This window comes from Bradyrhizobium sp. 61 (assembly GCF_023073075.1).
Taxonomy (GTDB): domain Bacteria; phylum Pseudomonadota; class Alphaproteobacteria; order Rhizobiales; family Xanthobacteraceae; genus Bradyrhizobium; species Bradyrhizobium barranii.
On the sequence record NZ_JADPIU010000117.1, the window covers coordinates 25,670 to 38,726 of the forward strand.

General features: G+C 60.0%; 12 protein-coding genes. 8 read left to right on the forward strand and 4 right to left on the reverse strand.

The window, feature by feature from the left end; translation table 11 throughout:
- The first annotated feature begins 29 nt into the window (after positions 1-29).
- Together IVB46_RS43740 and IVB46_RS43745 are read left to right on the forward strand one after the other, a co-directional pair.
- A complete protein-coding gene (locus IVB46_RS43740) occupies positions 30-1,004 on the forward strand; it encodes a tripartite tricarboxylate transporter substrate-binding protein (protein ID WP_247316349.1) in 975 nt (324 codons plus the stop codon).
- A 24-nt stretch (positions 1,005-1,028) separates the two neighbouring features.
- Positions 1,029-2,045, forward strand: coding sequence for a methyltransferase (locus IVB46_RS43745; RefSeq protein WP_247316348.1), 1,017 nt, complete (start codon positions 1,029-1,031; stop codon positions 2,043-2,045).
- Between the two features lie 59 nt (positions 2,046-2,104).
- On the opposite strand, the gene IVB46_RS43750 is transcribed toward IVB46_RS43745, so the two are convergent.
- Positions 2,105-2,395 (reverse strand): hypothetical protein, encoded by a 291-nt coding sequence (locus IVB46_RS43750; protein ID WP_247316347.1) that lies wholly within the window; start codon positions 2,393-2,395, stop codon positions 2,105-2,107.
- Positions 2,396-2,479: 84 nt separating this feature from the next.
- The gene (locus tag IVB46_RS43755; protein WP_014498566.1) at positions 2,480-2,689 is read right to left on the reverse strand and encodes a hypothetical protein; all 210 of its coding nucleotides are present in this window, start codon (positions 2,687-2,689) and stop codon (positions 2,480-2,482) included.
- 299 nt (positions 2,690-2,988) lie between these two features.
- Here IVB46_RS43755 and IVB46_RS43760 point away from each other — a divergent pair, with 299 nt between their 5' ends.
- Positions 2,989-3,405 (forward strand): SRPBCC family protein, encoded by a 417-nt coding sequence (locus tag IVB46_RS43760; RefSeq protein ID WP_085402692.1) that lies wholly within the window; start codon positions 2,989-2,991, stop codon positions 3,403-3,405.
- A 192-nt stretch (positions 3,406-3,597) separates the two neighbouring features.
- Here the strand turns inward: IVB46_RS43760 and IVB46_RS43765 are convergent, their stop codons facing one another.
- The gene (locus IVB46_RS43765) at positions 3,598-4,971 is read right to left on the reverse strand and encodes a (Fe-S)-binding protein (protein ID WP_247316346.1); all 1,374 of its coding nucleotides are present in this window, start codon (positions 4,969-4,971) and stop codon (positions 3,598-3,600) included.
- A gap of 319 nt (positions 4,972-5,290) precedes the next feature.
- On the opposite strand from IVB46_RS43765, the gene IVB46_RS43770 reads away from it, so the two are divergent.
- The 4 genes from IVB46_RS43770 to IVB46_RS43785 all read left to right on the forward strand — a co-directional run bounded on the left by IVB46_RS43770 (position 5,291) and on the right by IVB46_RS43785 (position 10,089).
- Entirely contained in the window at positions 5,291-6,874 is a 1,584-nt protein-coding gene (locus IVB46_RS43770) for a winged helix-turn-helix domain-containing protein (protein ID WP_247346093.1), read from the forward strand.
- A 296-nt stretch (positions 6,875-7,170) separates the two neighbouring features.
- Complete coding sequence (locus tag IVB46_RS43775; protein WP_247316344.1) at positions 7,171-8,061, forward strand: hypothetical protein; 891 nt, start codon at positions 7,171-7,173, stop codon at positions 8,059-8,061.
- A gap of 288 nt (positions 8,062-8,349) precedes the next feature.
- Positions 8,350-9,195, forward strand: coding sequence for a hypothetical protein (locus IVB46_RS43780; RefSeq protein ID WP_247316343.1), 846 nt, complete (start codon positions 8,350-8,352; stop codon positions 9,193-9,195).
- Between the two features lie 357 nt (positions 9,196-9,552).
- Positions 9,553-10,089: a hypothetical protein gene (locus tag IVB46_RS43785; RefSeq protein WP_247316342.1), complete on the forward strand. Its 537-nt coding sequence runs from the start codon at positions 9,553-9,555 to the stop codon at positions 10,087-10,089.
- Between the two features lie 173 nt (positions 10,090-10,262).
- Here IVB46_RS43785 and IVB46_RS43790 read toward each other — a convergent pair whose 3' ends face one another.
- Positions 10,263-11,267 carry an ABC transporter substrate-binding protein gene (locus tag IVB46_RS43790; RefSeq protein WP_247316341.1) on the reverse strand — a complete coding sequence of 335 codons (1,005 nt, stop codon included), beginning with the start codon at positions 11,265-11,267 and terminating at the stop codon, positions 10,263-10,265.
- 338 nt (positions 11,268-11,605) lie between these two features.
- On the opposite strand from IVB46_RS43790, the gene IVB46_RS43795 reads away from it, so the two are divergent.
- Entirely contained in the window at positions 11,606-12,991 is a 1,386-nt protein-coding gene (locus IVB46_RS43795) for a winged helix-turn-helix domain-containing protein (protein ID WP_247346095.1), read from the forward strand.
- Positions 12,992-13,057 lie beyond the last annotated feature (66 nt).

The window sequence follows — 13,057 nt, forward strand, 5'->3', positions numbered from 1 at the left end:
TGGTCTGGGCTCGATCAGGGAAACGGGTGATGATCACGCGTCGTGATGTGTTGTCGGCGGCCGCCGCCGCGTTCGCCGCTACGCATATTTCACCGCGGGCGCTCGCACAGCCGATCGCGAAAACCGTGCATATCCTGACGGGCTTCACGCCCGGGCTGCAGGATGGGTTGGCGCGGCTCGTGGCCGGCCAGATGAGCGGCTATGCGGAAACCATTGTGGTTGAGACCCGTCCCGGCGCGGCAGGTCGCATCGCGGTGGAGGCGGTGAAGAGCGCCGACGCCGACGGATCGGTCATGCTGTTCGCGCCGCTCGGCTTCATGATGTTCTTTCCGCACGTCTACAAGACACTGAGATACCATCCGCGGGATTTCATACCTGTGTCGACCGTCGCCTCGACCCCGACATTGCTGACGGTCGGTCCCAGCGTGCCGGCCGACGTCAAGACGCTGGCGGACTTCGTGGCCTGGTGCCGCGCCAATCCGAAGCACGCCACCTTTGGTTCGCCGGGCGCCGGAACCTCGCTGCATTTTCTCGGTGCGATGCTGGGCCGCAGCGCCGGCTTCGATTTTCTTCACGTGCCCTATCAGGGCGGCGGTGCGATTCAGGATCTGGTCAAGGGCGTGATTTCCGCGACCGTCATGCCGATCGGCAGCTCGCTCGGACTCGTCCAGTCCGGCGATCTTCGTGCGCTGGCGACCACCGGGCCGCGCCGTAGCCTGTTTGTTCCGGCGGTACCGACGATGCGGGAGGCCGGATATCCGTCGCTCGAGGACCTCACATGGTTTGCGTTCTTCGTTCCGGCCAGGACGCCGGCGCCGATCGTCGATAAGCTCAACACCGCGATCCAGGCGGCCTTGCGCATCGACGAGGTCAAGGCCGGCATGGCAAAGCTGGCCGTCGAGCCCGACGCGATCGCCATGGAAGACTTCGCCCGGCTGATCGCATCCGAATCCGACCGGTGGAAGGCGATCGTGCAGGCAACGGGGTTCGTCCCGACCGATTGAAGCGGCATTGACAGGAGGCAACACATGAGCGGGCCGGCATCCGTGCATGATCTCGTGCAGTCGCATCGCATCACCGCGGTGATCTATGCGGCGGCGAAGCTCAATCTCGCCGAGGCCATCGGCGACGAGGCGAAATCGGCGGCCGAGCTCGCCCGGCTGGTGTCCGCCGATGAAAGTGCGCTGCGCCGATTGCTCGTTGGCCTGACGACACTTGGCCTGTGCAGGCAGGCAGGCCGGGACCGATTTGCCATGACCGAGCTCGGCCGGCAGCTCGACGAGACCGCCGATCCCTCCTTCAAGGACTGGGTTCTCTTCGAGGGCGAGATGCTCGCGCAATCCTGGATCGGACTGGTCGAGTCGGTTCGCTTGGGCAAGAGTGCGGGCGAGCTGCGCGGCGATGGCGACGATCGCTATGCCGCGACGAGCAATGCGCCGGAATTCACCCGCCGCTTCAATGCCGCGATGGTCAGCCTGACGCGGAGCATCGTTCCAAGGATCGTCGCGGCCCACGACTTCGCGACCGCGCGCGTCGTCATGGATCTCGGCGGCGGCACCGGCGAATTGATCGGCGGCGTGCTCCAGCACAACCCGCATCTTGAGGGCATCGCCTTCGATCTCGCGCGCTGCGAGCCGGGAGCGCGGGCGCATTTTGACCGGCTTGGCATCGCCAATCGCTGCCGGTTCGTCGCCGGCAGTTTCTTCGAGAAGGTCCTGGGCGGCGCCGACACGATCCTGATGAAGAGCATCCTGCACAATTGGAAGGACGATCGTTGCGAGGTCATTCTGCGCAACTGCCGGGACGCACTGCCGGCCAGCGGAACGTTGATCGTGATCGAGCGGATCATGCCGGAGCCTGCGACGACCGAGACCCAGGACCGCTCCTGTGCCATGAGCGACCTCAATATGCTGAGGGGACCTGGCGGCCGCGAGCGGACGGAAGCCGAGTACCGCAGGCTCGGCGTCCTGGCCGGCTTCGCCTTCGTCGGCATCAGCGGTGTCGGCTCGTTCAGCCTGGTCGAATTCCGAAAGGTCGGACACTGACTGCCGTCCGTTGGGGCGGCAGTCGAGTCTCATTCCATCAGGCCTTGGCGCAGGATCGATCAGCAGCCCCGGCAGACGCCGGAGATCTTGCGATCGACGTTGGCATCCTCTTGGTCGAGGAAATCCAGCGATCCCGAACTTGCCGAGGGCACGTCGGAGGCGTGCGGCTGGCGGTGACCGACCGGGGCCGTCCACGGCCTGGTGGTCGTTTCCTTTCCGGGCAGCGACGGGTGGAAAGGTTGCGCCGAAGCTGCGCCCATCGTCGATACGATCGTGACCACAATCAGCATCTTTGAGGTAATCATAGGTGTCTCCAAATGCATCCCGCCCTGCATGTGCGGTTCAGACATTCAGATTTGCATCGAAGACCCGCTATTCCCTGTCATCGCGCAGGCGTGATACCGCCGTGGTCCGGCCTTCCGGAACGACGTTTGTCAGGCCGGCGCTTTCCTGCCGATCAGACCGAAGACGATCATGACGAGGCTGATGCCCCCGACAGCGCCCGAGACCTCTCCGACCGTGCGCATCAGGGCGGCAGGATCATTGGACCACGGCGTCATGTCCCGCATCGAGAGGAAGAACAGGACGGCGAGCACCAGCAGCACTGAGCCGACGGCAATCAATCGCCAGTTTCGCTTTCGCATGACAGACACTCCCCCGTATCGCCCACGGACGGGCGGGGCCGTTTAGGACGCAGGGAGATAGTGTCGTCGAGCCCGGGTCGGGTTCAATGGCCACGAGCCGTATCGGACAAATGTGACCCTCATCCCCAATTTGTTCGCGGCCGCTGGTGGGTGGCCAACAGACGTTTTGACATTTTTGTGTTTTCAACGCTTTGACGGCTCGACCCTGTCGGCTTGAACCAGTCTCGATCGTCCTTGGATGGACCCCGCACACGTCAGTGATGCCGTCACCTAGAAAATCGAACCAGGAGCTTATGTTCATGAGGATCACCGTCGAAACCACCGTAGCAGCCCCCATCGATCAGGTCTGGCGTGCCTATACGACACCTGCTGACATCATGGAGTGGAACGCCGCGTCCGACGATTGGCATACGACCAAGGCTACGGTCGACCTGCGGGAAGGCGGGGTCTTCTCGTCGCGCATGGAAGCCAAGGACGGCAGCATGGGCTTTGACTTCGCCGGGACTTACACGACGATCGTCGAACACAAGCTGATCGAATATTCTTTCGGCGATCGCAAGGCCGAAGTCGAGTTCGTGCCCGGGGCGAAGGGCGTCGTCGTCCGCGTTGTCTTCGATAGCGAACCGACACACTCGGTTGAGCAGCAGCAGGGCGGCTGGCAGGCCATCCTCGACAACTTCGCACGACACGTGCAGGCGAAGCAGAAGACGTCGTGAAGCCGTGCGGGGGGCAGGAGAGGGAAGTCCCTGACGGGTGCCGTCGGCTTTCCGCGCAGAGCACCTGACGGAAACTGAGCAGTCGAGGAATAGCCGGCTTGGGGGCGGCCGCGTCGGTTGACCCCTCAGCCGGCGACCTCCGGTTTGCACCGGGCTCACCTGCGCGGTGGGCCAACAGGTGACGTCAAGCTGCTACGACGGCTCCACGCCCCCCGCGCGCGTCTCCGGGGGCGCGCCACGCCTCAGGGGAAGCGGCTGGTCGCCGAGCAACACCTTCACCACCACGTCACGCGCATTGCCGGGATCAAGCGAGTGCTTTGCGATCAGGTCGCTACAGTCGGCGACGATCTGGTCGGCGTCCTGCATGATCTTGAGCTCTTTGTAGCGATCGTGCCGATGCAGGCCCATGCTTTCGCCAACCACTTCAAGGATATTCATGATACGGAATGGCCAGTCGCGCTCGTGCGCGCACAGTTCGCGATGATCGGAATGATAGACCGCGACCAGTGCATCGACACCTGCATCGCGCGCCGCCTCAAGCTCCATGAGTTGCAATTCGCGCTTGTACTTTGGAAGCGCGCCGACATCCACGCTCTGCAAACCCACCGCCGGCTGGTTCAGATCGACGAGTTCGATACCGGGTACCGCCGTCAAGATTTCAGCGGCGGCTTCCACGACGCCGGCCAAGCCGGGATGCCTGTGCAGCGCGACCCGCATTTCGACCCTGCGCTGAAGGTGCGGCTTGAGCTGCGCCAGCCGGTCGCCGAGAAAGCGCATGAACGGGTTCATCTCGAACGGGCGGGACCCGTGCTGTCGCTCCACCGTTGGCAGGATGGTCTCCGTGTACTGGACGTAGCACGACGGGCACCAGGAGATCACCTGCCCCGAGTTCGAGTGCGACAGCTTTTCCATCGTACTCGATCCCATACGACCGGCCATCTCTGCGTCGCCGGACTTGAGCTGGAGAATGCCGCAGCAATGGCTCGGCCCGCCCATCACCTGGTAACTGACGCCGAGCGCGTCCATGATATCGAGGGCAAGCAATGCGATGTGCGGCGTCTTGAGCACATTGCAGCCGGTGTAAAACACGAAATCCGGCGCCTCAACGGGCCTAGCGACCGACGCCGATCTCTGACCCAGTCGTTCGAGCACGTCCGCATCGAGTTGCAGGCGCGAAAGCACGTTAACGCCACGACTGCCGTCGCGGTACCTCTCGACACCCCGCCGGCGCCGTTCGGCAAGCTCATTGTCCGACTTCGCGATGCCAAGCCGCGCCATGCTCAGCAGGAAACGCGGATTGACGCCATAGCTGCACGCCTTGATGCACGCCCCGCTCCGCATGCAGGACTGCGCCCATTTGCGCGACGCTTCCGGGCCGTTGCCGGTACGCACCAGCTCGAGAATGCCGCCGATGATGTCTTCGGACTTTGTCGTCCGCGAGATGCCGGCCGGCTTGACACTCGGACAGGCCTCGACGCATTTCCCGCATCGCGTACAGGCGTCGAGCATGTCTTCGGCATATTCAGCCAGGGACGTCTCGAAGGGGACCTCGTTCATCGGCGGCATGACCAACTCCCAGGCCTGCTGGAGGATCAGCTACGTGCGGCATACGACAGCGCCGGAACCTAACCCACAATTGGCGAGCTGTACACGAGCAGGCCGCAATGGGGATCTGTCGCCTTCGAGTCACGAGCAGCAATACTTGCAGTGAGCAAATCAAGTCGGCTCCGCCTCTGACAGGGGACCTCGGCAAGCCTCCCACAATTGTCGCGATGGGCCAGAAGCAGACAATCACCACCTTGAGCGGCTTACATTTTGCTTACCGGCGGCATAGCTTATGCGTGGTTGACGTCCCTCAGCGAGCAAGGCCACGAGGGGAATGGCTGTGCGCTATCTCTTCGAGAACTACACATTTGACACAGACCGGCGTGAGCTGTGTCGCGGCGCCAAGATGATCCCTCTCGCGCCACAGGTCTTCGACCTGCTCGACTACCTGATCCGCAACAGGGAGCGCGTCGTCAGCAAGGACGACCTGATCCGCGCCATCTGGGACAACCGCTCCGTCTCTGATGCTGCATTGACGACCCGTCTCAATGCCGTCCGCGGCGCGATCGGCGACACCGGTGAGAAGCAGCTTCTGATCAAGACGCTGCCGCGCAAAGGCTTCCGTTTCGTTGGCGCCGTGCAGGAAGAAACACAGGGGAGCCCGGCCGAGCAGGCTGGTTCGGCGACGTGTGGTGGCGTGACTGCAGAGACGTCGTCTTCAGCAAATCGCCTTTCCATTGTTGTGCTGCCGTTCGCTAATCTCAGCGGAGATCCCGAGCAAGGCTATTTCGTTGATGGCGTGACCGAGAGTTTGACCACGGATTTGTCGCGCATCTCCGGTTCATTCGTGATCGGCCGACACACCGCCTTCACGTACAAGGATAAAGCAGTCGACCTCAGGAAGATTGGGCGCGAGTTGAACGTCCGTTACGTGCTCGAAGGCTCCGTGCAGCGCAGTGGGAACTGGCTTCGGGTGAACGTGCGGCTTGTCGATGCCGAAAGTGGCAACCACCTATGGGCCGAGCGTTTCGACAAGCTCATCGCTGATCTGTTCGACATGCAGGACGAAATTGTGTCGCGGCTAGCCAACACGCTGGATGCCCAGCTTGTTGAAATTGAGGCCCGACGGGCAGAACACTCTGTACGTCCCGACGCGATGGATTTGTATTTCCAGGGCATCGCTCACTTGAACAAGGGAGTGACCCTCGAGCACCTGACGCAAGCGCGTGGCTTTTTCGAACGCGTCTTGGCGCTTGATCCCGGCAGTATCGAAGCACTGGTTGGCACGGCCATAGTTGACTACTCTATGGGCGTTAACTTCTTTACCGAAGACCGAGCCGCGTCCCTCGCGGCGGCCGAGACTGCCCTAAACAAGGCTCTGTCAATGGCTCCACAGCACGCGCAGGCTCACATGTATCTGGGCGTGGTGTATATTTTCACATTCCGCGCAGCCCAAGGGATTGCCGAATGCGAGCGGGCGTTGGTGTTGGATCGAAATTTGGCTAACGCTCATGGCTGGATCGGTCGTGGCAAGTTTCATCTTGGTCGCGCTGAGGAAACCGAGGCCCACATCCATGACGCGCTCCGCCTCTCGCCTCGCGACACCTTTGCTTACCGGTGGATGATGGTCATGGGCCTCGCCAAGTTCTGGCTCGGTGCCGATGCCGATGCGGTCGCATGGCTGCGGCGCAGCATTGAGGCCAACCGCAATTTTCCCTTCACGCATTTTTTTCTCGCTGCGGCCCTAGCGCTTGTCGGGCAGCTGGATGAGGCGCGCGCTGTAGCGCAGGCCGGATTGACGCTCCAACCAAATTTCACCATTCGTCGCTTCCGCGCTAACCTATACAGCGACAATCCGAGTTACCTCGCCAGGCGTGAGCGCGTCTATGAGGGCATGCGGTTGGCCGGGGTGCCCGAGTGCTGATGTCCGACTTGGGTCAAGATGCGAAGAACTCAGGGTGAGCAAAGTTAGTCCGCTCCACCCCACCAAGCGGACCTCAATGAAACGTGTCGCCACTTCTCTGATCGGCCAGCAGCAGACATTGATCAGAGACGAAAACCCAACTTCACCAACGTCGTTGGGGGGCGGACAGACTTCAGTATGCCGGAGCGCAAGCGTGAACTAGCCCACATTTGGTAGACCCGCGCGCGTGCTAAACTGCACTGTGCGCGCCAACTAACTTCGGTTCGACAAGAACTGGACGTTTCGCGGAGTAGGCCATGGACGAAGATCGTCGAAACGCACTTTCCACGGAATACGGCGAGGTCTGCAGCAACTTTCGGACGCTGACCGACATCCGGTTCAAGTTGCTGGGTCTGCTGCCGATCGCGACCGCCGTAGCCATTGCGCTTAAAGTCGACCACATTGATGGCCGGAGCTTTGTGTTCTCGTTGTTTGGCCTGATCGCAACGATCGGGCTCGTGACCTACAATACGAGAAATGACGAGCTGTATGATGAACTCGTGAGACGTGCCGCATACATTGAACGAAGCCTTGGTCTCGCGGATGGAGCATTTGCCAACCGCCCGCGCGCGTCGCTCAAGTTTCGTCTTTTCGGCATCACATGGAAAGTCGACCACCGAGTAGGTATCGGCACGATTTACCTTGCGTCCATCGCTGTTTGGCTTTTCCTGGTCTTGGCGTCGTTGTCGGCTTGGCTAGCTCCGGAGGCCTCGGTATTGGCTACGCTGGCTGCTTTTGGGCTCGCAGTCATTGCGGCCTGGTGGGCGAGGACGTGGATCAAGCGTAAGAAGAAAGAGGTCGATGAGGAAAAGAGATCCTTGGCCATCGAGGCCGTTCAAAAGGCGTTCTCAACCGATTTGTCGCGAGGCACGGCGGACGGGGGGCTGATAGATTTGTGCTTCAAGCTCGCGGACGAGAAGACGCGCGAAATCATCGCCAAACGGGCTCAGTTCTATGCCGGAATCGATCGCGATTCCTCAATCTACTACCCGCCGGGCGTCTCAAAGGAACAGGCTGCATGTCACTTGGTGGCGCTACTCACGGATTTGCCACCGCGGTGGCTGTTCGATTGCGCCACAAATCGAAGAGGAGACATGCCGGAGAACAGTCCCGTATTGTTCCCGCCCCGCGCTGACGAGGTAAGGTGATAGCGCATTGATTTTCCGCTTTGGGTCAGAACCACCAGCCTGGACCTTTAGCCGACGACTTCCGGTCTGGCACCAGCTTCGGAAGTTCTCTCGCGGCGCGGAAAGTGGCGCGATGAGCCAAGGGCGACATTGTTCGCGGGCGGCTGGCGCCAGAACAAATGTGAGATAGTTCATATCGGGCGCGTCGCCGACGTGTTGCCATTCCGATGTTGCCGGCGAAACTTCATTTCTTTCGCCGCCGTGGCCGGTGCGTATCGCGCTGCGGTTCGGACTGCGCGGAGGCGTTGAATGGTCAATATCAAAGTCCCTCTTAATCCAGTGCAGAAACGCGGCTTGTGGCCGCCCAAAGGCGGGCGCGAATATCCGGTCTTAGATACGGACGACTGGTGGAAAATTGCGGCGCGCGAGCACATAGATGCGTGGGCGTTAATCGAGTTCAATTTCCAAACGCACGTTCCTGAGGAGGTGAATTGGTATTTGCGCGAGCTCGTGGGTTGCCGCCACAGCCGTGACGGGGGGCGCAATTACGCGTTTATCGGGGCTGACCCGAAGCTGCGCAAAATCTATCTTCCCGCTGTGCCGCCTCCGCCCCCACCTGCACCCATACCCTGGCCCGACAAACTCAAGAAGCTCCAGTACGAGGTGGAGCATTCGAACGATCCACAAAAGGAACGATTCCTCTGCATGCTCAAGGCGATGGAGAACCGCCGTGATGATCGCGTGATCTTTTGGTCCACCATAGCCCCGGGCCCCGAGTGGGTTGCTCCGCTTGGCGTTGAGGGAAGAGGGATTGGGAAAGCGTTGATCGATTCGCAGTGGCTCTATAAAAATATAAAGACTGTGCGGGATGTGGACCTTCTTCCGTATGGCAACGGGTTACCGAGAAGCGATACTTTCGTGATCAGCTTCCACAAATATCTGTTTGAAACGGCTGCGCCTTCCATCGGTATACTGCGCGCGGCGAACGCAGAAATTGTCAAGACGCATGTCATGTTGGATCGTTGGGCGAACCAAAGCATGGGTGGAAGTGCGTCGATGCCGACGTGTTATCGCGCAATCAAAGAATTTATTCGCTTACAGGAGCAAAGTGATTACCCGTCTGTGATCAACTGCATCGTGACAACTGGCACGTAACCAGGTCCCTGGGCGGATGACTGCACCAATCTCCACCGCTTCAACGATTGCGGAGTCATCTGCTTCGGCGGCGTTAAGTCTACCTACACGCACCTCGCATTCGCAATTCACCACGTCAACAAAGAGATCATCGGCTGGCTGGAACCGGCGGCAAACAGCATCTCTAATTTGGTTTGATCACCTCGTCGGTGGGGCCGCTGGAGATGCAACGACACGTCGAGGTCGAGCGCTTTTTGGCGATCTTGAAGTTGATCACCAGTCAAATTTGGTCGGTGCCTGAATCGGCGGGTACACTTCGCTGATGGGCGAGAAGCGGACATTCCCGTTTGGAGCCTGAGTGTGCTAGCCTGAGGCACCATGCCCACACCTGCCGAAGCAGTAAGAACCTACATCTTGGCCAAGGACGGCAACCGACCGTTCTTGATGAGGCAGGCGTTCTCTGAAGACATTGCACTCGAAATGGTGGTCAAGACCGACGCCATTTCGTTCCCCAACACGGCTTCCGGCTTGAACGCCGTGGAAGAAATTTTGGTGCGTCGTTTTGGTGTCGAATACGAGAACATCTACACGTTCTGCTTATCCCGGCCTTCCGAGACTGACCGAGCGCGCTTTCAGTGCCATTGGTTGGTGGGGATGTCCGCTAAGGCCGGCGGGCAGCCGCTGCGAGTTGGATGCGGACGTTACGACTGGCATTTCAATGAGCACGGAAAAGTGGTGAGGCTGGTGATCACCATTGAAGTCATGAAAGTCTTATCGGGCGCCGAACTCGATGGCGTGATGCGCTGGCTATCTTCGCTTCCCTATCCGTGGTGCAGTCCGTCTCAGGCTCTCCTGTCATTTCCTCCGCAGAACGACCTGCGCGAGGTTGAAGCCTACTTGAAGCAGGCTCAGTAATCTCGAACTATGATTGGCCAATAGGGTTGACGTCCCGAAGTTGAAGCTCGCCGTGTCGCCTTCGGATCGATCGCGTCACTATGGCCGCGTGCCGCTCCCTTCCGGTCTGCCCCTGTGAACGGAAATCGTCAGACTGCGCGGGCATGTCACCCGCGGGCCATAACCGGACCTGTTCACTCGATGACCTTGTCGGCACTGGCCGAGAGTGCAGGAGAGACGGAAAGGCCCAGCTGCCTGGCCGTCTTCAAGTTGATGGACAGATCGAATTTGGTCACTTGGTAGAATGGAATATCGCCAGCTTTTGCTCCGCGGAAAATTGCGTCGATGTTGTTGGCCGCGCGCTTATACAATTCGACTAGATCAAAGGAGTAGGCCATTAGGCCCCCGGCTTCGACGGATTCGGTGAACGCGAAAATCGCCGGAAGTCTCGCGTCGGTCAGCAACTTGGCGATCAAAGCGCTGTTTTGAAAAGTTTCAGGGGAGTCGACCACCATGACTGCATTCGCGCCTTCGCCGGAAAGGCTCTCTACCGCTGCCCGCCAGTCATTTTCTTGAGCACCAACATCCAGTAGCGACACCGCGATAGGTAGGCCAGCCTCCTGGGCCGCTGCGGGGATAGGCGAATCCTTGACGAGCCCGCTGTATTGGATGTGAAGAGCGAGCAAGCCAAGTTTTGATATTGAAGGAAAGATTTCGCGCAGCAGTGCAATCCGCTTTCCATGAATTGATGGACCGGCGTCGATGCTGGCTCCCGTAAAATTTCCGCCCGGGCGAGCCAGACTTTCGGCAATCCCCAGTCGAACGGGGTCGGCAGTTATCGTTACGATTGGAATACGCGATGTCAGTTTTTTGAAGATGAGTGCGCCAGGACCACCGAGGAGAATGACGTCCGGGTTGCTGCTAACGATTTCCGTCGCCAAGGCCTCGAGGCCGGACGTGTTTTGCTCTCGTCCATAACTTTCGACTTTGAGGTTTTGTCCCTCGATCTGTCCCAACCGTCGCAGCTCGGCGAAGAGGGCTCGAGGATACCTTTTCCCGCTAAGCTCGTGCCAGTCCGCGCTCGGCTCTGACGGGACGAAAATAGCAAGACGATTCTTCTTGGCGCTCTCCGCCGCCGCAGCCAGCCGCGGCAATGCTACCGCACCACAAACGGCACCGAGAAAAGCACGCCGCCTCATGTTCGCCCCCTAGCTGGAGTCTAGGTCAACGCATCTTAGCGTCTAAAAGGCGATACTGAAAATCAAAGGTGGCTCTGCGATGTCCGGGTTGGGTCAAAAGCGTCGGTTTGGCGCTCAGGGGCAAACTTCCGCTCTGCCGCCATCACCCGACATAGCTGCACCGCGTCAACGGAAGCGATGGGGCACGAGCGGAAGTGTCTAGCCGCTCCATATCGGCCGCCGTCGGTCATCCCTGAACGAACAGCTTACTTTTCTCTCGTCTCCGGCCTATTCTTGGTGTCCTTCTGCGATGAGCGCGTTTGGGAAGAAATGTGGTCTATCGGGCGGAGAAGACGGCCTTGCGCTATCTCTTCGAAGACTACGTATTGGACAAGGACCAGCGCGAGCTGCGCTGCGGAGCCGTGCTGATTGCGACTGCGCCACAAACGTTTGACTTGCTCCTTTACCTCATTCGCAACAGGGAGCGGGTTGTCAGCAAGGACGACCTCCTCGGTGCTGTTTGGAGTGGTCGCATCGTCTCGGATGCCGCGCTCACGACGCGCATGAATGCTGCTCGCGGCGCAATTGGCGACACGGGCGAGAGACAGCGTCTGATAAGGACGATGCCCCGCAAGGGTTTCCGCTTTGTTGGCACGGTGCAGGAGGCGCAAAGGCCCACAACCGTCCCCCTTGGCCATGTGGCGCAGAACGATGATACGGCGCAGAGGTCGCCTTCGCCACCTCGCCTTTCCATCGTTGTGTTGCCCTTCGCGAATCTCAGCAGCGCCCCAGAGCAGGACTACTTTGTCGATGGCGTGACCGGGAGCCTCACCACGGATTTATCACGTATCAGTGGCTCATTCGTCATCGGCCAACACACCGCGTTCACCTACAAAGGCAAATCGGTCGATGTCAGGCAGATAGGTCGCGAGTTGAATGTTCGCTACGCGCTCGAAGGCTCGGTGCAGCGTTGCGACGATCGTCTCCGGGTGAATGTTCAATTGATCGACGCGACGACGGGCAATCATCTGTGGGCCGACCGCTTCGACAAGCCCTTCGCCGATCTGCTCGATATGCAGGACGAAATCGTAGCCAGGATTGCGCGGACTTTAGACAACCAACTCATCGTGGCTGAGGCGCGTCGCGCGGCAAGAACATTGAATCCCGATGCCATGGATCTCTATTTCCAGGGCCGCCATTCTTGCAATAGGGGGGCGACACTCGAGAATTTGACAGAAGCTCGCAGTTCTTTTGAACGGGCTCTGGCGACTGATCCGCAAAATGTCGATGCCATGAGCTGGAGCGCGTTGGTCGAGACAGCGCTTGTCGCGGCATTCCTGACCGACAACGGGCCTTCGTATCTGGCAGCGGCAGAGACCATGGTGCTAAAGGCGCTCCGCCTCGCTCCGGACCATGCCTGGGCTCATTTCACCTTGGCCATGGTGCTGATCTATACGAACCGGACGGCGCAAGGCGTGGCTGAGTGCGAGCGAGCCCTGGCCCTGGATCGCAATCTGGCTGACGCTCACGAGATGATGGGCCAGGCCAAATTTTATATGGGTTGCGGTGCGGATACCGAGTTCCACGTCAACGAAGCACTGCGCCTTTCCCCTCGCGATATCTCCGCCTTCCGATGGATGAATACGGCGGGCTTTGCCAAGCTGCAGATCGCAGCAGATGCTGAAGCGGCCGCTTGGTGTGCCCGAGGAATCGGTCGTGTCCCCGGAGGTGGTGTAGCTCGGTAGAGCAAAGCCGCCCGGACGCGCGCCCCCAGTAGCGCCGTAGCGGGCGGGCGGCTTTGCGGTGGTCAC